Consider the following 20,805-nt stretch of genomic DNA (forward strand, 5'->3'; position numbering starts at 1 on the left):
AACACGGTCTTCGTCAACATCACGGTCACGGACGCCTCCGCTCAGCGCGCCGCGGACATCTCCAACGCCGTCGCCCGCTCCCTGCGCACCGTCGCGACCGACCTCGCCCCGACGTCGTCCACCGGCCGCGCGCCGATCGCCATCTCGATCGTCGCGCCCGCCCTGGTTCCGGCGAGCGCCACCGGTCCGAATCGCCACCTGATCGAGATCACGGCCGCGCTGATCGGCCTCGTCGTCGGCATTCTCTACGCCATCGGGCGCCTGCTGTTCGACACGCGCATCCGCACGGTCGACGACGTCGAGGCGCTCAGCGCCGTCCCGGTCATCGGCGCGGTCCGCCGCGGTCACACCGACCACGTGGCGCTCCGCGACGAGCCGGACACCGCCCTCGCCGAAGACTTCCGACGCATCGGCGCCACCCTGCGCTTCGCCGGGAACGGCCGCTCCATCCGGTCGATCACGCTCACCTCCTCCTCCCGGGGCGTCGTGGGCACCGAGATCGCCCTCGACGTGGCCCTGGCCGTCGCCGAACGGTCCCTGCGCGTGCTGGTCATCGACGCCGACCTCCGGTCGCCGTCCCTCGCCGTCCGCGCCGGGCTCACCGGCGGCGCCGGCCTCACGGACGTCCTCGACGGCAGCGTCCTCCTCGACGACGCGGTGCAGCCCTGGAGTGACGGCGTGTCGCTGCTCACCGCCGGAGCCGGACACTCGAACCCGCACTTCGCGCTCGGGTCGACCGACATGGCCGACCTCGTCGCCGCGGCGGTCGAGCAGTACGACTTCGTCCTCGTGCAGGCCGCCTCCGTGCTCGACTTCGCCGACGCGCTGACCCTGGGCCACCTGACCGACGGCACGGTCGTCACCGCTCGCAGCCGCTCGACCAACCGCAAGCAGCTCCTCCGCGGCCTCGACTCCCTGCTGGGCGCCAAGGCACCGATCCTCGGCATCGTCCTCACCCAGGCGCGACTCGACAAGACTCGCGGCGTGACGGCCATCCCGGCCACGGCGAAGCCCGCCCCTCCGTCGGCGCCCCTCGCCCGACGAGGGCCGAGAACGAGTCGGCGACGGCCGACAGCGTCGGCGTCCGTTGAGCGCGTGACCCCGCGAGCGCTCGGCTCGGCCGGAGCGTCAGGGCCTGCGGTACTCCTGGTACGCGTAGCCCCACGCCCCGCTCACCATGCCGGCACCGCGCGCAATCGTGCGGACGCCCTTGGCGCGGTCGCGCAGACTCCGCGTGACGACGCCACGGGCGACCCTGGCGATTCCGCCTGCCACGCGCACGGCCCCCTGGGCCGTCAGCGTCAGGCGGAGACGCACACGCCCGGCCGGAGCACGCGTGAGGAGCAGCGACGTGAGACTCCAGCCATTGCCGCTGGAGAAGGCGCGCTGCGTCACCCAGCGCCGCGTCAGTCGCTTGAGGGGGACGACATCGGTGACCTGGGCTTCGGCGCACCAGAGAATCGCTCCGCCCCGCGCCACGATCTGCCGCGTGAAGAGGGTGTCCTCGCCTCCGAACGCTCCGAGATCGCGGTCGAACGCCAGGCCGTGACGGCGTACGAACGCGAGGTCGAGCAGGAGGTTGTTCGTCGCGGCCACCTCGACCGCCGTGCCCGTCGCCAGGCGACGCCGCACGAAGAAGTCACCCGCCGTGATCCACGGGTCGGGTGTCGCGGCGAACTCCGAGACCACCGGACCGACCACGGCCTCGGCACCGCGCTCGCCCTGCAATCGGACGAGTTCACGCAGCCAGGACGCCGAGGGCCGCTCGTCGTCGTCGATGAACACCAGGAAGTCGGCGCCAGACGACTCGTCGAGGGCGCGATTGCGGCCGGCGGCTATGCCGGGCGTCGTCTCGGAGACGTAGACGACCGCGACGTCGTCGACGGAGTCTCCGACCGCCTCCACCGCGGCTCTGGCGGACGCCTGGGGATCATTGTCGACGACCAGCACGCGGGCCGAGACGAGGTCGGCGACCTGCCGAGCCTGGTCGATCAGCGCGGGCAGGACCACTGCCAGGTCGTCGGGGCGGCGGAACGTGAGGACGGCGATCGTCAGTCTGGTTTCGGGTGGCGTCACAGTGCCCATTATCGCGGGCGTCGCGACGCCGCAGGGGAGACGAGATGAACGAGTTCGACGAGCTGTCCATCGTCGTCGTGAACTACGGGTCGAGCGACCTCCTGGCGGTGAACCTCGCGCCGCTGTCGCGGGCCGCGGCGGGGGTCCGGGTCGTGGTCGTCGACAACTTCAGCGAGGCGGCCGAGCGCCAGGCGGTCATCGCTCTCGCCGCCGTCGAGCGTTGGAGCGTGGTGCTGCCGGAGCGGAACGAGGGGTTCGGCGGCGGCATGAATCGCGGTGTCGCTCGGGCCGCCGAGCTCGGAGCGAAGCACCACCTGTTGCTCAATCCCGATGCCGTCGTCGACGTCGACGCCCTTCGCCGGCTGCTCGACCACTCGCGGGAGCATCCCGACACGATGGCGGCACCGCGCATCCTGCGTCCCGACGGGTCGGTCTGGTTCGACGGGTCCGATCTGTACCTGGACGACGGCAGGATCCGGTCTCGTCGCCGCCGCGCGCCGGGCGCCGACGCCCGAATCCAGCCGTGGCTGAGCGGGGCGTGTCTCGTTCTCTCCGACGCCCTGTGGCAGAGCTCAGGCGGCTTCGACGAGGACTACTTCCTCTACTGGGAGGACGTCGACCTGTCGCAGCGCGTGACGGCCGCCGGCGGCGCGCTGGCGGTCCTGGACGACGTCGCGATCGTCCACGCGGAGGGCGGCACTCAGAAGGGCGGCGGTCTCGTCGTCTCCGGCGAGGCGAAATCGTTGGTCTACTACTTCCACAACATCCGCAACCGGCTGCTCTACGCGGCCAAGCACCTGCCCGACGACGACCTGGTGCGCTGGCGCGCGGTGTCGCGTCGCGTGGCCTGGGAGATCCTGCTGCAGGGTGGGCGACGCCAGTTCGTGACCTCGCCGCAGACGCTCGTCGTGGGGTTCCGCGCCCACCGGGCAGGACTCAAACTCGCCGACGCGGAACTCGAGCGCCGCAGGCGAGCCTGACGCTTCTGCGGAGCGGGCGGCTGCCTAGTCGATCAGCGTGTCGGCCCCGCGCAGCTCAGCAGCGCGCTCGGCGCGACGACGCGCGAGATCCTTCGAGACGTACCAGAGGTTGGGGAACATCTGGAGGACCAGGACCGTGAGAGCCGACCCGATGATCGGGCCCGCCGCACCGAAGGGGGCGATGAGGAGCCAGGACACGCCGAGGTTGAGCGGGATCATCAGCAGGCTCGGCACCACCTGGAACTTCAGTCCGGCCTTGTCGGTCATGTACATGCCGATGGGGTATTTCGCCGCCTGCAGGGCGACGTACGCCACGAAGGAGATCACCAGGACCGGCGACAGCTCGATCTTGTCGCCGGCGATGAAGTCGACGAGCCACGGAGACAGCAGCGCGAGGATCCCCCGACCGCGAGCCCTCCCCGAGGAACCAGAACGTCGGCTTGGTCGGCGACTCGATCCTCCCGGCGGCTCGGTGCCCGGCGTAGATCGGCCAGAGCGCGACACCGGCGGCGGCGATCGTCTGAAGGACGAGTCCGAAGAGCTGGGAGGCGAGGTTGTACTGAGCGAGGTCGTGCGAGGTGCCGACGTGACTGAGCAGGATCCGGTCGGTCTGGAAGGCGATGGGCTGGGCGAGCGTCTGGACGAGCATCGGCCAGGCGAGCCCCAGCACAGCGACGCTCTTGTACGCCCGCACTTTGAAGACGAGCCGGAAGGCCTGCCCGATCTGGGGCGACAGCGCCCGGGAAGCGATCCAGAGGCAGAGCACCGACAGCAGCGCGTTCCCGACGTAGGAGACGATCGAGAGGAACGTCCCGGCCGGAATCGCCAGCATGGCCAGAGCGCTGATGACGAGCAGCATGAACGGGGCGACGATCGCCTGACTGGCGACCTGGACGTTCGTCTTCTTCAGTCCGACCAGGATCCGCTGCCCGACCGTCAAGGGCACCGCGATCCCGAAGATCACCAGGCACAGCCCCGCGGTGAGGTTGCCGCCGCCCATCAGCCCCTTGCCGAGCAGCAGGGGCCACCAGCCGAACACGGTGATGACGATCGCGACGACGACCATGATGCCGCCGGAGATCATCAGGGTTCGCAGGGCGGTGACGATCGTCCGGCGCACGGCGTCGTCGGTGCGCGGGGACTTCGATCCTGCGACCTCGTTGATGATCACCGCCGCGATTCCGAGGTCGGCGAACGGGAGGAGCGTCGGGAAGCTGGAGAGCAGTCCGTACTGCGCGTACGCGTCTGTGCCGAACGAGTGCAGGATCACGCGGCTGGTCAGGATCCCGAGGATGCCGGAGAGCCCCATGACCAGCACCTTGATGATCGCCGTCGACCCGACCGCGCGCATGCCGCCCGAGCGGACCGGGGGCGTCTCCGTCGTCGTCATCGCGGCCCGCCCCCGCGCAGGACGGCCACGGCGCGCCGATAGGCGTCCACGTGTCGGCGACCGGCGTCGTCCCAGTCCCGCTCGGAGAGATCGGGGTGGTCGCCGCGACCCGCGGTCGACACCTCGGCCAGAGCGCGTTCGATGTCGTTCGCGTCGAGGTCGCCGTCGTACCGGTGCACCCAGCCGGGACCGGTCTCCTCGGCGAGGCGCTCGGTGACCGGATTCGACGGAACCAGAACGGGGCGGTCGAGGGACAGCGCGGTGAGAACGCCGCCCGAGTTGTGCATCTCGCGATAGGGGAGAACCACCAGCGAGGCCTTCCGCACGTTCGTCACGAGGTCGGCGTCGTCGAGGAACCGCAGATCGAGACTGACGCGTTCGTCGGCGTCGGCGAGGTCGGTCAGGCGCCCGGCGAGTTCAGGAGTCGACGGCCGACCCGCTACGTGGAGAGTGGACGGCCCGGGTACCGAGCGGAAGACCTGGAGGAGCTCTTCGACGCCCTTGTAGCGGCGGATGAGGCCGACGAACCCGACCCTGCCGGGCTCGGCCGCGGGCTTCGCGTAGCTCTCGAACCAGTCGCGGTAGTGACCGTGCGGAATCAGCTCGTAGCTACGGCCCGGCTGCTCCGGCGTCTCGTCGTTGAGCCGGATCCACAGCGTGGTCCTTCGCTCGATGAGTCCGAGCAGGATCCGCTCGCGCCGGGAGATGCCGGAGGGCCGTTCGAGATTGTGCAGCGTGCGCACGATCGGGGTGCGAGTGGCGGCCAGCTTCGCGACCAGCAGCAGCGTGAGCACCTGCCGGACGAGCTTCTTGAGCGGGCTCTGACCCGAGACCAGGATCTCGGGCCAGTGCACGTGGAAGACGTCCGCTCGCCTGGTGAGAGCCGCCCGCCAGGAGAAGGTCCTGAGCTCGACGCCCGGCTGGGCGGCGACGCTCCTGGCGAGCATCACGAGGTACGGGTTCGTCGTCGGCCGGGGCCGCGGGAAGGACTGCTGCACGATGAACGTGCGGCCCTCCCCGCGGACCCGGTGTTCTGACGATCCCCGCCGCGTCACGGCTTGAAGGCGCTCAGCTGCTGGAAGCTCACGACCTGCGCGCCGTTGGTCGACGAGCCGGACTCGTAGGCCAGGACTCCGACGTCGCCGGCGGTCTGCAGAGACGAGGACGAGTCGGTCGCACTGACCGTCCACGCGGTCGGCTCGGCCGTTCCGGTGGCCCAGACTTTCGCCCGGATCGTCGTCGGGCTTGTGCCGGTCACCTGGAGCCTCATGCTGATCGAGGATCCCGGGGTGACCGTCAGCGGCACCGTCGTGTCCTTGGTCAGGGCGATCGAGGTCGACGAGTTCGGGAACGCGCTCAGGTTGACCGTCGCGCCTCCGGTGCTGAGCAGCCGCACGGTGGCGCGGTACTCGTTGTTCGTCGAGATCTTGCGCCCGGTGGCCGTGATGTAGGTTCCGCCGCCGGTCGCCGCCTTGTCGAGGCTGAACTGGAGTCGGTAGTCGGTGTCGGTCTGCTTGACGCCGGCCAACTCGGCACCGGCCTGGGCACCCGCTCCGGAGAGCGAGACCTTGCCGGAACCGGACGCGACCGAGAGGGCCGAGGCCGAGCCGATCCTGGTCCAGGCTCCTCCGACGTCCGCCGTTCCCCAGCCGTTGCTCACGGTGCGCCCGAAGGCGTCGAGGGCGAACGGCGTGGCCGCGGGAGCCGTCACGGTGACCGTGGCGGTCTTCGTGTTGGTGGCGCCGGAGTTGTCGGTCACCGTGAGGCCGACGGTGTACGTCCCGGCCGCCGTGTACGCGTGGCTGGTCGTCTTGCCGGTCGCCGTGGCTCCGTCGCCGAAGTTCCAGGCGTAGGACGCGATCGTGCCGTCCGCGTCTGCCGAACCCGAGCCGTCGAGAGCCGCCGTGAGGCCGGTCACGGTGGACGTGAAGGCCGCCGTCGGAGCCTGGTTGGCCGGAGCCGCGACAGTGACCTGCTGACTCTGGGCCCCGGTGGCACCGTCGTTGTCGGTCACCGTCAGCGTGACGGTGTACGTGCCCGCGGCTGCGTAGGTGTGATTCGCCGTGGCGGTCGTCGCCGTGCCGCCGTCACCGAAGTTCCAGGCGTAGGAGGCCACGGTGCCGTCGGAGTCCGCCGAGGTCGTGCCGTTCACGCTCAGCGCCAGGTTGCTCGTCGAGGAGGTGAACGACGCGGTCGGAGCGACGTTGGGCGCCTTCACGACGGTGACCTGCTGCGTCGTCGTCGCCGTCGCTCCCTGGTTGTCCGTCACGGTCAGCGAGACCGTGTACGAGCCGGCCGCGGTGTACGTGTGCGTCGCCGTCTTGCCCGTGGCCGTGCCGCTGTCACCGAAGTTCCAGGCGTAGGAGGCGACGGTGCCGTCGGAGTCCGCCGACGCCGAGGCGTCGACCGAGAGCGCGAGCGCGTTCGATCCTGCGGTGAAGGACGCGGTGGGAGGCACATTGGCGGGCGGCGCCACCGTGACGGTCTTCGTGGCGACGCCGGTCGCGCCGTCGTTGTCCGTCACCGTGAGCGTGACCGTGTACGTGCCTGCCGCGAGGTACGTGTGATCGGCCGTAGCCGTCGTGGCCGAGCTGCCGTCACCGAAGTCCCAGGCGTAGGAGGCCACGGTGCCGTCGGAATCCGAGGACCCCGTGCCGTCGACCGAGACCTTCAGGTTGCTGACCGTCGAGGCGATCACGGCGGAGGGTGCGACGTTCACGTGCGGCGGCGTGACGGTGACGCTCGAGGTCGAGACCCCGGTGCCGCCGTCGTTGTCGGTCACGGTCAGCTTGACGGCGTAGGTGCCGCCGGCCGCATAGGCGTGCGTCGGGGAGACCCCGGAGCCCGTGGTCCCGTCACCGAAGTCCCAGGCGTACGAGGCGATCGTGCCGTCGGAGTCCGCCGACGCCGAGGCGTCGAAGGCGCTGGACAATCCGGTCGCGGTCGACGTGAACGACGCGGTCGGCACGACGTTGACGTGCGGCGCGGTCACCACGACCTGGCTCGACGTGACGCCGGTGGCTCCCTTGTCGTCGGTGACCGTGAGGGTCACCGTCTTGGTTCCCGGCGTCGTGTAGGCGTGTGTCGGGGTCTTGCCGGTGCCGGTCGAGCCGTCACCGAAGTCCCAGGCGTAGGAGGCCACGCTCCCGTCGGCGTCCGCCGAGGCGGACGCGTCGAAGGCGGCCGAGAGGTCGGTCACCGCGGAGGTGAACGACGCCGTCGGCGGCTGGTTCGTCGCACCGGCGCCCCCGAGGGCGAAGTGGTCGCTCACCGTCGAAGCGCTGAGCGCCTTGTCGTAGATGGAGACGTCGTCGATCGAGCCGGCGAAGTACGCGCTGGAGGAGCTCCAGGTGTTGTCGCCGCCGATCTTCCAGTAGCCCGTGTAGGCCTGCGCCTGCGTGGTCGGGTTGGTGCCCTGGAGGACGCCGTCGACGTAGAGCTTGAGGCCGTCGGACGACTGGGACGCGACCACCTGGTGCCAGGTGCCGTCGTTGTACGAACCGGGGGTCGTGATCGTGTTCGTCTGCCCGGTGTACGTGCCGAAGACGAGCTGGCCGTTGTCCTGCATGTAGACGTGACGGTCGTAGGCGCTCGAGGTGCCGGTCTGGCTGTTGCCGAACCCGACGATCTTGCCGCCGGTCGTCGTCGTCGTCTTGAACCACGCCTCGATCGAGTAGACCTCGGGGTCGTTGTACGACTGCGTGCTGTCGACCTGGCCCGACGATCCGTCGAAGGTCGCGGCCGTGTCGGTCGTGCCCGCGATCGCCCCCGCCGCGCCCTGCGTGACGCCACCGGTGTAGACGCCGGCGGTCCCCGAGAGGCTCGAGTCCTTGGCCGTCGTGGCACCGCTGGCGTCACCGAGACGGTAGTAGAGGTACGGGTTGTCGCTGAAGACGCGGCTGCCGTAGTTGTCGGTCGGCGCGCTGTTCAACTGCGAGGCGTAGCCGGCGGCGACGTACTGGTTGTTCGCCTGCGTCTGCGTCAGCGCCGTCGGGTACACCGAGACGTCGTCGATGGAGCCGGACAGGAAGTTGCTGCCGTTCCAGGACGAGTCGCCGCCGATCCGCCAGTAGCCGGTGTAATCCTGGGCCGTGGTGATGTTCGGAGCCGTGCCGACGCGCTTGCCGTCCACGAAGAACTGCATGCCCGACGAGCTCAGCGTGCCGATCAGCTGGTGCCACTGGCCGTCGTTGATGGCCGTGGGGCTGCTCAGCACCTCGGTGTTGCCGTCGTAGACGCCGAAGTTCGCCTTGCCGCTCGGGTCGAGGTAGAGGTGGCGGTCGTACGAGGAGGACGTGCCGGTCGGCGAGTTGCCGAAGCCGACGATCTTGCCGCCCGAGGTGGAGGTCGTCTTGACCCACGCCTCGACCGAGAACGTCTGCGGTCCGGGGACGGACGACTGGGTCGAGGAGAAGCCGGTGGAGCTGCCGTCGAACGTCGATGCGGTGTCACCGTCGACGGTCGCTCCCGCGGTGCCGCGGGTGACGCCCGCTCCGGCGACCTGGTCGTTGTAGCCGGCCGCGTCGTAGACGGTCGTGCCGCTGGCCTCGTCGAGGCGCCAGAAGGACGACGCGCCCTGGTTCAGCACGGTGGTCGTGTACGTCGACGGCTGCTTGTTCGTGACCGTGACGCTGACGTTGTCGCCGAGGACGGTGTTGCCGTCCGGGTCGGTCGCCCGCAGCCGGTACGTGTAGCTGGTCCCGGGGTCAGGCCGGTGTCCGTGAAGCCCATGGCGGGCTTCTTCCAGATGGACGAGTCGGCCTTGGTCGTGTAGACCGGCGTGGTCATGTTGCCGTTGCGGTACACGTTGTAGGTCAGGGTCGAGTTGTCGGGGTCGGAGTTCGCGGCCCAGCTGAGGCGCACGGTTCCCGACGTGAGCGAAACCGCACTCGGGGTGAACTGCGCACCCGAGGCCTGGGGGCCCATCTTCTTCGGCGCGATCGAGGGGATGGCGAAGCGGGTCAGACCCTGCTGCCGCACGCCGTTGACCGTCGTGAACTCGCCGCCGTAGACGACGTACTGGGAGTTCGCCGCGACGCTCCAGGGGCCCTGCGTCTTTCCGGTGAAGGTGCCGGTGTTGAACTCGGGGTACCAGTTCAGCAGGCTCGGCGCGGGCGTGCCCGCCCAGTTCGTGTAGCCGTACGGGTCGGCCGTGATCGTCTGCGTGGCCGCCTTGCTGAAGGCGATCGCGCGGTGGAAGGTCCAGTTGGGCTGAGGGTCGGTCTGCGGGAAGCCGCCGATGTTGCCGCAGTAGTGCGGGTGGCCGGCGAGGTACTCGGCGTTGTCGCTGACAGCGATCGAGTAGGAGTCACCGTGGCAGTCCTCGACCCAGGTGATGTTGCCGGTCGACCAGTCCGCGTGGAAGGAGCCCTCGAGAGTGCCGGGGCCGAAGGTGTAGCCGGAGCCGTAGACACCGGACGCGTCGCCGACCAGCGAGGTGATTCCCGAACTGGTGTCGGCGTCGCGAACGACGTTGTTGGCTGCGAAGGGCTGGAGCGCTCCGGTCGGGTCGACGGAGCCGAGACCGTAGCCGGGGTTCGACGAGCCGTTCAGCGAGGTGAAGCTGCCGCCGATGACGATGTGCGTGCCGTCGGGAGAGACCGCGAGGGCTGCAACGTCGCCGCCCGCCGCACTGGCCGTGAACGGCGTGACGTTCTTGCCTGCCGTGGTGAGGGCCACGACCTTGTTGTGGGTCTCCTTGTTGACGCTGGAGAAGACACCTCCGAGGTACACGGTCGACCCGGAGACCGCGATCGCGTTGACGGTGGAGTTGATGGTCGGGGCGAACCCGGAGAGCATCGCGCCGCTCGTGGGATCGAGAGCCGCCACGCGGTACGCGTTGGCGCCGTTGACGGTGGTGAAGGCGCCACCGACGTAGATCCGCGACCCGTCGGGCGAAGCCGTGATCGCGCGCACCACACCGTTGAGCTGCGGGTTGAACGACGTGTTCAGCACGCCGGTCGTCAGGTTGTAGGAGAGGATGTTCGTCCGTGCGACGGTGTTCACCCCCGAGGCGGCACCGGCCGGCTGGGCCGTGGTGAACTGCCCACCGGCGTAGACCGTGTTGCCCACGATGGCCTGCGACCAGACGACGCCGTTGATCTGCGGTGTCGGCAGGGCGTCGGCCGTGACAGTCGTCGGCGTGGCCGGGTCAGCCGGGTTCGTGGGGTTCGTGTCCGCGTGAGCCGGCACGCCCAGGGCGAAACTGCTCAGGACGATGACGGCGGCGGCGGCGATGCTCGGAACGCGCAGGCGCGACGACACGGATCTCTCCATGGGGTGCCTCTAACAATTCGGGTAAGCCGTGGGTCGGGAGTCCCACGTGAGTTTTGCGTGAGTTTCGGGTTCACGCGCGCTGTGAAATTCGGGTGTCACAGCCTGGGACGACTATAGGTGACCGCAGGTCGGGGAGCACACCCCCAAACGGGGGTGGAATGCTCACCCCCGGAAACGCCCCCTCGGCCGGTGACGGTCGGCTCAGGCCGGAGCCTTGCCCGCGAAGACCACGCTCGGGATCGAGACCCCGTAGTCGACCGTGATCCGGACGTCGGATCGCTGCGCGACCGGGATCGGGAACGTGTAGGTCGCCTGGCCCGTCGCGCCCGCGGCGACGGTCGGGGCGAACGCCTTGCGATTCGAGACCAGCTCGTTGGACGGGGTGTCGTCGGAGCCGTACGTGACCGAGACGACCGTCGACGACAGGTCGAGGAGCTTGCTCGAGTGGTTGGCGATCGTCACCGTGAAGCGCAGCGACGGACCGGACACCTCGCCGACGCCGTCGCCCTTGCCGGAGACCGCCGCGACGCCCTTCAGAGCCACGTCGACCTCGGAGGTGAGCTTCGCGGTCGAGGACAACCCGACCGGCTTCTGCGCCTGACCCGACGCGGTGCCGGAGTCGGCGGTGGCGGAGGGTGCTGCCCGGTACGTCCTGGGTGCCGGCGGCCGGCTTCTCCGTCGGTGTGACCGTCGCCGAGCCCGCGCCGGGAGTGACCGACGGGCGGACGGTGGGCGCCGACGAGTAGGTCGCCGAGGATGTCGGAGACGCCGTGGTCGTGTCGTTCCCACGGCTGACGCCGACGACGACGAGCACCACGACGAGGGCGACGCCGACGACGATGGCTGCGACGGTGATGAGGGTGCGGCGGGAGACGCTCATGCGAGTCCTCTCGGATCATGGGCGCGAACGCGACCGACTGCTATTATCACCGGACCTTGACCACGTCATCACCGCGCGTCGCTTCCCGAAGAGCCGACCCGGCCGTCCCGAGGGTGATCCCCGGTGCGTCGCCCGTCGGCGTCCCCGTCGCGCTCGGGCTCCTCGGAACCCTCCTGTCGCTGCTCGGTTCGTGGAACGTCTCGCTCTGGACCGACGAGGCCGCCACGATCTCGGCAGCCCGGCGCAGCACCGCGCAGCTCTGGTCCCTCGTGCACCACATCGACGCGGTCCACGCCGCCTACTACTTCTTCATCCATTTCTGGGCGGGCGCCTTCGGCTACAGCGCGTTCTCCCTGCGCCTTCCAAGTGCCATCGCCACCGGCCTCGTGGTGGTCGGGGTCTGGGCGCTCGCCCGGGCTCTCGGCCGGGCCGACGTCGCCGTCGCGGCCGGTCTCGTCGCGGCCGTGCTCCCCCGCATCACCTGGATGGGCATCGAAGCGCGCTCCTTCGGGCCGAGCGCCGCTGTCGCCGTCTGGGCGACCGTGATCCTGCTCGTGGCCCTCCGCGGCCGGAAGCGCTGGTGGTTCGCCTACGGCGTCCTGATCGCTCTCGGCACCGCCGTGAACATCTACCTGGCCCTCCTGGTCGTGGCCCACGCCACAGCGCTTCTGATCATCGAGAGGCGCAGGAGTAGCTCGCTCGGCCTGTGGCTCGCGGCGGCCGCAGGCGGGATCGTGCTCGCGTCGCCCGTGGTGCTGGAATCGCTCGGGCAGCGGGGTCAGCTCGGCGACAACGCCGTCTCCGCGTCGACGCTGCTGCGGCAGGCCGTCGTCAACCAGTGGTTCCTCGGGCAGACGCCGACCCGGGTCGCATCCTCGAGCGACGGACACTCGCTGTGGTCGCTCGCATCGCTCGCGCTGGCGCTGGTGGGCTGGCTGCTGATCGTCACCGGCGTGATCTCGGCCCTACGCCGGAGCACCTGGCGCAGCGTCTGGATCCTGGTGCCGTGGCTCCTCCTGCCGACCGCACTCGTCGGCCTGTATTCGCTGGCGGTGTCGCCGCTCTACAACCCGCGCTACTTCACGTTCTGCGCCCCCGCGGCCGCACTGCTGATCGCGCTGGGGATCGGTGCGCTGCCACGCCTGTGGCTCCGAATCGCCGCCGTGGCTCTGATCGTCGTGCTCGCCGCCCCCATCTACCTCTCCCAGCGCGAGTCGACCGGCAAGAGCGGCACCGACTGGTCGCAGACCGCGGCCTACGTCGACCGGCACGCCCACCGGGGCGACGGCGTCTACTTCGCGCCGCTCGACGCGACCACGGCGTCGCGGGTCGAACGGACCACCAGGAACGTCGCCGTCGCCTACCCCGACGCGTTCTCCGGCCTGACCGACCTCACCCTGCGGGTCTCGCCCACCGCGAACTCGAGTCTGCGCGGGCTCTCCGCCGAGCTGTCCGCCTCGACCGCGCGACTGGCGACGGTCGACACCGTCTGGGTGGTGCGACCGACCGACTATCCGGCGGCTTCGTCCGAGAGCGACGCGGCGGTCTTCGCCCGAGAGGGCTTCCACCGGGCCGCGCGCCTGATCGGGCCGATGGACTCGGTGATCGAGTACACCCGCTGACCCGCGCCGCGTGTGACCGGGATGGCCACCAGACCGATCGCCAGCACGAACAGCGGCTCGGCGCTGAAGAACGGGCTGAACGCGAGATCCCAGAGCGATTTGGCGACCACGTACAGCAGGACTCCCGCGGCCAGGCCGTCGGCGATGTTGCGGGTCAGACCGTAGATCATCAGGACGGCCGCTACGAACACGAAGGCCAGTCCGATCACACCGGTCTGAGCCCACAGGTCGCCGAAGACCGAGTGCAGCTCGACGTGGCCGCCGAACATGTAGCGCTCGACGTAGCCGTTGTTGGGGTCGTAGCCGATGGCCTTCATGCCCTCCTTGGCCGTGACGACCTCCGACGGCGACGGGGAGACGCCCGCGCCGAAGCCCCAGACCTTCTGCCCGATCAGCGCGATGGTGGCGCCGAGCTCGGGTCGTCCGCCGAGCACGAGTGAGCCGGAAGCGTTGACCTGCGCCAGCGATCGCTCCGTGGTCGACTGCCCGAGGAGGCCGGAGAGGACGAGAGCCGTGCCGAGGTTGTAGACCACGATGCCGACCACGACGATGCCGAGTGCCACCAGCGAGGCGGACCCTCGATGCCCGACCCGGAAGACCGGCAGCTGGGCGAGCAGCAGGATGGCCGCGAGCAGGAGGAGCGCGAAGGTCGCTCGCGCGTCGTTGGCGGCCGACAGACCGGAGAGCACCAGGACCACGATCAGCTCGACCCACCAGCGCCGGGAGAGCTTCGCGAGAGCGAGGAGCACGACGGCCAGGGGAATGGCGAATCCGAACTTGTAGGGATTCGACGCGAACTGCGCAGCCGACGGCGAGATGCCCAGGAAGAGGCCGACGCCGAAGAGGAGCGCGACCGTCGAGACGGAGAAGAGGGTGCGGGTCCAGAGGAGGAGCCCGATCGAGAGGATCGCACCGATGAGCAGAACCGTCGTGCTGGTGGCGATCGAGGTGTCGACCGCGTGGTCGTCCGCATTGGCGACCCGGAGCCAGAGGCCGGCGCCGACCGCCGCCACTCCCAGCAGCATCAGCACCGGCATGCCGCGGAAGCGGCGCACGGCCGGAATCCACAGCGGCATGAGGAGCGCGGCGACGATGTAGCCGACCTCGACGCCCTGCGGGAGGACGATCTGCATCGCCACGACGACGATGGACACGGCGGCGATCAGCTTGACGATCACCGGAGCCTGCGCAGGAGCATCGACACTGCCCGTCGCGCGGAAAGCTGCGGGGGTCGTGCGGTCGTGCGCGACGAGTGCCGGGGCCGAGTTCATGGAGACACTCTAAGCGAGTGTTCGGGCCCTGCAACCGGTAATTCTGTCCCCCAAACAGCCCACACCTTGTCGGGGGCTATCAATGAATTCAAGGAAACGCCAGAGTTTTGGTAAAGATCGGGTTACACTTTCGTATCCCCTCTGACCCCCGTTCTGGGGACATGCACGTCTCCGTGTCACCCAGAACACCGCCGTCCGACGCTCCGCCCGACGAAAGGACCACCCCAGGGTGACTTCTCCTGCGCCACGCCACGCCGCCTCGCGACGCCGAATCCGACTCCCCGCCGTCGCGGGCATCGCCGCCGGAGTCCTTCTGGCTGCCGTCATTCCCGCTCAGCTCGCCACCGCGGCCCCCGTCACGGTGGCCAGCGACTCCTTCACCCGCACCGTCTCGTCCGGGTGGGGCTCCGCCACGAAGGGCGGCGCCTGGTCGACCTCGGTCCGCTCCGGAGCGCGGGCGACCGTCTCCGCCGGCCACGGCGTCATCTCCGGTCTGGCCAAAGGCACGTCGGCCTCCACGCAGCTGACGAGCGTCTCCGTCCTCGACACCGACGTGACCGGCACCATCGGCCTTCCGACCAAGGCCGCCACCCTCTACTCCGCCTTCGAGATCCGCCGGCAGACGAACGCCTCCTACCGGGGCCGTCTCGAGCTCTCGGCCAAGGGCACGGCGGTCCTCGCCGTGTCGCGCGTGACCAAGAGCGGCGAGGTGAACCTCGGTCGTGTGACGCTTCCCGGCACGTACGCGCCGGCGACCCGGATCGCCACCGAGTTCCAGGTCACCGGCACCTCGCCCGTGTCCATCCGCGGGCGCGCCGCTCGCGTCGGGGCGGCGATGCCCTCCTGGCAGCTCACGGTCAAGGACTCGTCGTCGGCACGGATCACGACCGCGGGCCGGGTCGGCCTGTGGCAGTACTCCAGCGGCAGCAACTCCGCTGCGCTCACCACCACGCTCGACGACGTCACCGTCACGAAGAACCCGAGCACGGCCGCGACCACGCCTCCCGCGTCGAGCAGCCCCACGCCGACGCCCAAGCCCAGCACGTCGGCTCCGACTCCTCCCGCGACCACGACGGCGCCGACACCGCCGGCCACGACGGCGCCCAGCTCTCCGGTCGATCCGACGGCGCCGAGTCGCGGATCCGTCGCCGTCGGTGGGACGAACTACGCGGTGCCCTCCAAAGCGATCGTGGTGTCTCCCTCGGGAAGCGACTCGTCCGCCGGCACCGTGGCGGCGCCGCTGAAGACCCTGGCCACCGCGATCTCCAAGGCGGCGACCGGCGCGACCATCGTCTTGCGCGCCGGCACCTACAACGAGTCCGTCACCGTGCCCAAGGCCAAGTCCCTCACGATCCAGTCCTATCCGGGTGAGGCCGTGTGGTTCGACGGCTCGCAGCAGGTGTCCTCGTGGTCCAGGTCCGGTGCCACCTGGAACACGAACTGGAACTACTTCCCGTCCGGCGTGATGGACGGGATCCAGGACAACCCGTTCTTCGTCGCCTCGGCGAAGCCCTACGCCTCGCGTCCCGACCAGGTCTTCTTCGACGGAGCACAGCTCACGCAGGTCGGCTCGGCAGCGGCGGTCACGTCAGGGACCTTCTACCCCGACGCCAAGAGCGGCAAGGTGATCCTCGGCAGCGACCCGTCCGGCCACACCGTCCGGATCAGCAACCTGCCCCAGGCCATCAAGGTCCAGTCGCCGAACACCGTGCTCCAGGGCTTCGGGGTGCGAAACTACGGCACCTCGTACCTCGACAAGGGTGCGGTGCGCCTCAGCAGCACCGGTGACGTCGCTCGCAACCTCGTGATCCAGAACAACGCCATGATCGGCATCAACGTCGAGAACGACGCAGCGGTCCTCGATCACCTGACGGTGACGAGCAGCGGTCTCCTGGGAATCGGGGCCAACGCCTCCTACGGTCTCGCGATCGAGAACTCCGTCGTCACCGGCAACAACAGCCAGCAGTTCAATGCGCAGCCGGTCGCCGGCGGTGTGAAGGTCACGCGCTCGCGCGGCGTCACCGTCTCCAACATCGACGCCAGCCGCAACACGGGCACCGGCATCTGGTTCGACGAGTCGGTGTACGACGGGTCGATCGTGAACAGCACCTCGAGCGACAACACGGTCGACGGCATCCTGACCGAGCTGTCCGACCACATCATCGTGGCCGGCAACCAGCTCAACAACAACAAGATCGGCGTCATCGTGTACAACACGGCGAACGTGCAGATCTACAACAACGACATCGGCAACAACCGACAGTTCGGCGTCAAGCTCGCGCAAGACCAGCGCCGTCAGGCCAACACAGCCATCACCGGACACGACCCCCGCAGGCCGCTGCCCGACTCGACCCTGACCTGGATCGTCAAGAACGTCACGATCGCCAACAACGCCTTCGGCAGCGGCGGCCTCTACCAGATCTACGGTCTCGACGGCGTCACGAACATCCCGATGGACGCCATGCAGGTCACCATCACGGGCAATCTGTTCAACCAGCATCTGACGAGTTCGCAGTCGATCCTGGTCGGCTGGGGTGCCGGAGACAACCACACCGTCAAGCAGTTCAACGACGTCGCTTCGCTGGCCCAGGCCAAGAACACGTCCTGGAAGAACGGCGAGACGACGGGCGTCCTACCGATCGCGTCGATGGCCACGGCTCTGAAGGGCTCGGTCGGCATCGCCTCGTCGCTTCCGTCGGACGTCGCCGCGGCCCTCGGCCTGAAGGCCGGCACGAAGGTGATCGGCGACTTCTGACCGCTCGCGAGAGCGAGCGAAGGCGCCTCCCGAATCGACTTCGGGAGGCGCCTTCGTGTCGTTCGGCAGGCCGGCCTCAGCGAGCCCCGCGAATGCTCGGTGCCTCTTCGATGGCGTCGGCGGTCTCGGTGATCGCTTCCGCGGTGCGCTCGAGGAGGGCCGTGATGTCACCGGCCTCGAGCTCGGGGGCGGCCTGCAGGGCTCGGGCGATCGCGTCGTAGTACTGCGCATACATCGTGTCGCGGGCCCGATTGCCGGTCACGGTGAGCGAGAGCAGCAGGCTGCGACGGTCGTTCGGGTTCGGCGTGCGCTCCACCAGACCGGCGCCGACGAGACGATCGGTCATCGCGGTGACGGCGCCGGTCGTGATGTCGAGGTAGGCGGCCAGCGCCTTGGGCGTCGGCTCGTCGCCCTCGCCGATCCGCATGAGCGCGTTGAACTCGAGCGGGCTCAGTCCGACGCTGCTCGCGAAGACGCTCCGCAGCCGACGGTGCGCGGCGTCGGCGTCGGACATGGCGTGCGCCACCTCGCGGACGACGGGCGTGTCACCGGTGAGCTGGACGCCGTCGGAGGCACCGGGGTCACTCACCGCGAGGCTCGTGGGGTCTGAGGACACGGAGGGGTCTCCTTCTGGGAGATGTTCGGAAAGGGCGGAATCGAGATGCGCGTCGGATCGACGCGCACACGTGTGTTCGTAGGTCCATGTTCGCAGCACCGAGGCCCTTCGGTTTTGCCCCACTAGTGGGGGTTTCGGTCGATGGCAAAGAATCCCCATCATTGAGTAGCTTCACAAGTGAGTAATCCACTCACTCCTAAAGACTACTGATCAAGCGGCTCACTCAGGCCGATAACCGCATCTACCGAACAAGGGGTTCACGAATGTCCAGCAGCAACCACGCCGCGAAAGCCAAGCGTCTCCGTTTCGCTCCTCTCGCGATCGCCACCGGCGTCCTCGGGGCGGTCCTGCTCTCCGTCTCGATGTCCGGCACGCTGTCGGGCTTCGTCGCCAGCATCCAGAACACGACCAACACGGCCGCGTCGGGCGCCTTGACCATGCAGGAGCAGAACTCCGGCGCCACCGTCACCTGCTCCTCCACCGACGGCGGCACGGTCTCCACGAACACGGCGACCTGCGGCGGCATCAACAAGTTCGGCGGCTCGACCACGATGGTCCCCGGCCAGACCGTCACCACCCCGATCACCATCAAGAACACCGGCTCGGTCACCGCCAACACCTTCACGCTCACTCCCGGCACCACCTGCACCCAGACGGCCAACGGCGCCCTCAACGGCACCGCCACCGACCTCTGCGCGAAGATGACCGTCGTCATCACCAACACGACGGCCAGCCCGAACACGACGATCTACTCCGGCACGCTCGCCGGACTCGCCTCGGGCGGCGCCATCAGCCTCCCCACCGTCGCTGCCGGCGCCACCACGGGCTTCAGCTTCGCCGTCACCCTCGCCTCCACCGCCGGCAACACCTACCAGGGCCTCGCCGCGTCGCTGCCCCTCACCTGGACCTACACCAGCTGATACCGGCAGGATCCCGCCGCACCGGCACCCAGCACCACCCGCACCGCCGCTCCACCCGCACCGCCGCACCACCCGCACCGCCGCACCACCCGCACCGCCGCTCCACCCGCCCCACCCGCCCCTCGGTCGGGACCGCAACAACCCGCGGTCCCGCCCGATCACCCGATGGCCCACCCAGGGCCCCAGGCCCCGACCGGAGTCACAGCATGACGGACACCACGCAGCAGGCCGCGACGCCGGTCGCGGCGGCCCAGCCCGTCATCGACATCCCGGTCGGGGCTCCCCTGCGTCCACGCCGCCCCGGGCGTCACGTCGGACAGTCGATCGCGATCTGGTCGGGCGCCGCCGTCGCCACGGCGCTCGTCGTCCTCGCGCTCCTCTTCCAGTCGCAGGGCGGACGCTGGTTCATCGTCGAGACCCCCTCCATGGGAACCGTCGCCCCGGTCGGCACCCTCGTGCTGACCACGCCGGTCACGACGAACGACCTCCGCGTCGGCGACGTCATCACCTTCCACCCGCCGACGGAGCCCAAGGCCGTCTACACCCACCGCATCGTCGGCATCACGCCGCGCGGCATCGCCACCCGCGGCGACATCAACGGAGCGACCGACCCCTGGGCGCTCGGCCAGAAAGACCTCATCGGTCAGGCGACCACGATCCTGCCCGCCGTCGGCTGGCTGATCCGTGCCCTCCCGATCCTGCTCGTCGGCACCGTCTTCGTGCTCCTCGCCACCCGGCTGTTCGGCAATGCCGCGCGACGCATGTCGTACCGCATCCTCGGCTTCTCGATGCTCCTGTCGCTCACCGTGTACGTACTCCGCCCGTTCGTGAGCCTCGTCGTGCTCACGACCACCGGTACCGCGCACGGCGCCGAGGCGCAGATCGTCTCGACCGGTCTGCTGCCGATCAGCGTGACGGCCAAGGGCGGTACGACGGTCGACCTCGTCGCCGGGCAGGTCGGAACCGTGTCCGTCCCGTCGACGGTCGACATGGGGCACTACAGCCTGTCGTCCGCGCTGCACCTGACTCTTCCCGAGTGGATCCTTTTCGGGGCGATCTGCGCGATCCCTCTCCTCTGGACCTTCATCGTCGGTCTTCCGTCGACCCCCGACGAGGACGACGTCGCGTGATCATCCGCACCGCAGCCGTCGTCGCCCTCGTCGCCGCCGGAACCCTGGCTCTCGTCGCGGCTCTCGCACCCGGATCGTCCGCGGCCTTCGTCGCCAAGGTCGCGAACACGGGCGACACCGCCGCCACGGCGCCGTACTTCACCTGCGCCGGCGCTCTCGCCGGAGACAGGAGCAGCTCGCTCTTCACGCTTCCCCTGAACGAGGCGTCCGGGTCGACGACCGCCGCCGACACCGACACCGGAACGATGCCCGGAACATACCGCGGCACCATGACCACCTCGGCCACGACGCCCCTCGCCTGCCCGAGGGACACCGGCGGCGCGTACGTGCTCAACGGCACCTCCAGCTACGTCTCGAGCGCCACGCAGCAGACCAACCCGCAGACCTTCAGCGAAGAGGTGTGGTTCAAGACCTCCACGGCCTCCGGACGCCTCATCGGTTTCGGCAACGCCCTGACCGGCGCCTCCTCGACCTACGATCGCCACATCTACCTCAACACGGCCGGGCAGCTGGTCTTCGGCACGTACAACGGAACGTACAAGACGATCTCCAGCACAGCCTCGTACACCGACAACGCCTGGCACCAGGTCGTCGCCACCTTCTCGTCCTCGACCGGGATGACCCTGTACGTCGACGGCGCGCAGGTCGCCGTGAACGCGAGCTACAACCTGGCGCAGACCAACACCGGCTACTGGCGGATCGGCTACGACAGCATCACCGCCTGGACCGGCTCCGGATCGAACCCCTACTTCACCGGGAGCATGCGCTTCGCGTCGGTCTATTCGACCGTGCTCACCGCGGCGCAGGTGCAGCAGCACTACAACGCAGGCCGCTGATCGGCGATCCAGGCACTCCACGTCGATCCAGCCACGCACGTGGATCGACGCGG

The 20,805-nt window shown here is 69.3% G+C and carries 14 protein-coding genes; 6 read left to right on the top strand and 8 right to left on the bottom strand.

What is annotated here, in order from left to right; translation table 11 throughout:
* Window positions 1–1,128: 1,128 nt before the first annotated feature.
* Entirely contained in the window at window positions 1,129–2,085 is a 957-nt protein-coding gene (locus QUE79_RS20045; protein WP_286346790.1) for a glycosyltransferase family 2 protein, read from the bottom strand.
* Window positions 2,086–2,120: 35 nt separating this feature from the next.
* On the opposite strand from QUE79_RS20045, the gene QUE79_RS20050 reads away from it, so the two are divergent.
* Window positions 2,121–3,056, top strand: a complete 936-nt coding sequence (locus tag QUE79_RS20050; protein WP_286344599.1) for a glycosyltransferase — start codon at window positions 2,121–2,123, stop codon at window positions 3,054–3,056.
* A gap of 55 nt (window positions 3,057–3,111) precedes the next feature.
* On the opposite strand, the gene QUE79_RS20055 is transcribed toward QUE79_RS20050, so the two are convergent.
* From QUE79_RS20055 to QUE79_RS20075, 5 genes are all read right to left on the bottom strand, one after another.
* Window positions 3,112–4,446: an oligosaccharide flippase family protein gene (locus QUE79_RS20055; RefSeq protein WP_286344600.1), complete on the bottom strand. Its 1,335-nt coding sequence runs from the start codon at window positions 4,444–4,446 to the stop codon at window positions 3,112–3,114.
* Window positions 4,443–5,444, bottom strand: coding sequence for a glycosyltransferase (locus QUE79_RS20060; RefSeq protein WP_286344601.1), 1,002 nt, complete (start codon window positions 5,442–5,444; stop codon window positions 4,443–4,445). The genes QUE79_RS20055 and QUE79_RS20060 overlap by 4 nt, the downstream gene beginning before the upstream one ends.
* A 53-nt stretch (window positions 5,445–5,497) precedes the next feature.
* Entirely contained in the window at window positions 5,498–9,034 is a 3,537-nt protein-coding gene (locus QUE79_RS20065; protein ID WP_286344602.1) for a PKD domain-containing protein, read from the bottom strand.
* Complete coding sequence (locus QUE79_RS20070; RefSeq protein ID WP_286344603.1) at window positions 9,028–10,722, bottom strand: WD40 repeat domain-containing protein; 1,695 nt, start codon at window positions 10,720–10,722, stop codon at window positions 9,028–9,030. The genes QUE79_RS20065 and QUE79_RS20070 overlap by 7 nt, the downstream gene beginning before the upstream one ends.
* A 201-nt stretch (window positions 10,723–10,923) precedes the next feature.
* On the bottom strand, window positions 10,924–11,301 hold the full coding sequence (locus QUE79_RS20075) for a hypothetical protein (RefSeq protein ID WP_286344604.1): 378 nt from the start codon (window positions 11,299–11,301) through the stop codon (window positions 10,924–10,926).
* Window positions 11,302–11,619: 318 nt separating this feature from the next.
* On the opposite strand from QUE79_RS20075, the gene QUE79_RS20080 reads away from it, so the two are divergent.
* A complete protein-coding gene (locus QUE79_RS20080; RefSeq protein WP_286344605.1) occupies window positions 11,620–13,224 on the top strand; it encodes a glycosyltransferase family 39 protein in 1,605 nt (534 codons plus the stop codon).
* On the opposite strand, the gene QUE79_RS20085 is transcribed toward QUE79_RS20080, so the two are convergent.
* Window positions 13,113–14,495 (bottom strand): hypothetical protein, encoded by a 1,383-nt coding sequence (locus QUE79_RS20085; protein WP_286344606.1) that lies wholly within the window; start codon window positions 14,493–14,495, stop codon window positions 13,113–13,115. The two genes, QUE79_RS20080 and QUE79_RS20085, sit on opposite strands and share 112 nt — an antisense overlap.
* Window positions 14,496–14,724: 229 nt before the next feature.
* Between QUE79_RS20085 and QUE79_RS20090 the strand changes: the two genes are divergently transcribed.
* The gene (locus QUE79_RS20090) at window positions 14,725–17,250 is read left to right on the top strand and encodes a right-handed parallel beta-helix repeat-containing protein (protein WP_286344607.1); all 2,526 of its coding nucleotides are present in this window, start codon (window positions 14,725–14,727) and stop codon (window positions 17,248–17,250) included.
* 76 nt (window positions 17,251–17,326) lie between these two features.
* Here the strand turns inward: QUE79_RS20090 and QUE79_RS20095 are convergent, their stop codons facing one another.
* On the bottom strand, window positions 17,327–17,866 hold the full coding sequence (locus QUE79_RS20095; RefSeq protein WP_286344608.1) for a MarR family winged helix-turn-helix transcriptional regulator: 540 nt from the start codon (window positions 17,864–17,866) through the stop codon (window positions 17,327–17,329).
* A gap of 263 nt (window positions 17,867–18,129) precedes the next feature.
* Between QUE79_RS20095 and QUE79_RS20100 the strand changes: the two genes are divergently transcribed.
* The 3 genes from QUE79_RS20100 to QUE79_RS20110 all read left to right on the top strand — a co-directional run bounded on the left by QUE79_RS20100 (window position 18,130) and on the right by QUE79_RS20110 (window position 20,752).
* Window positions 18,130–18,786, top strand: coding sequence for a hypothetical protein (locus QUE79_RS20100; protein WP_286344609.1), 657 nt, complete (start codon window positions 18,130–18,132; stop codon window positions 18,784–18,786).
* 206 nt (window positions 18,787–18,992) lie between these two features.
* Window positions 18,993–19,916 carry a signal peptidase I gene (locus tag QUE79_RS20105; protein ID WP_286344610.1) on the top strand — a complete coding sequence of 308 codons (924 nt, stop codon included), beginning with the start codon at window positions 18,993–18,995 and terminating at the stop codon, window positions 19,914–19,916.
* Window positions 19,913–20,752, top strand: coding sequence for a LamG domain-containing protein (locus QUE79_RS20110; protein ID WP_286344611.1), 840 nt, complete (start codon window positions 19,913–19,915; stop codon window positions 20,750–20,752). Before QUE79_RS20105 ends, QUE79_RS20110 begins: the two co-directional genes overlap by 4 nt.
* The last annotated feature ends 53 nt before the right edge of the window (window positions 20,753–20,805 follow it).

Origin of the sequence: Frondihabitans sucicola (genome assembly GCF_030296615.1) — a bacterium.
In the GTDB taxonomy this organism is placed as follows: Bacteria; Actinomycetota; Actinomycetes; order Actinomycetales; family Microbacteriaceae; genus Frondihabitans; species Frondihabitans sucicola.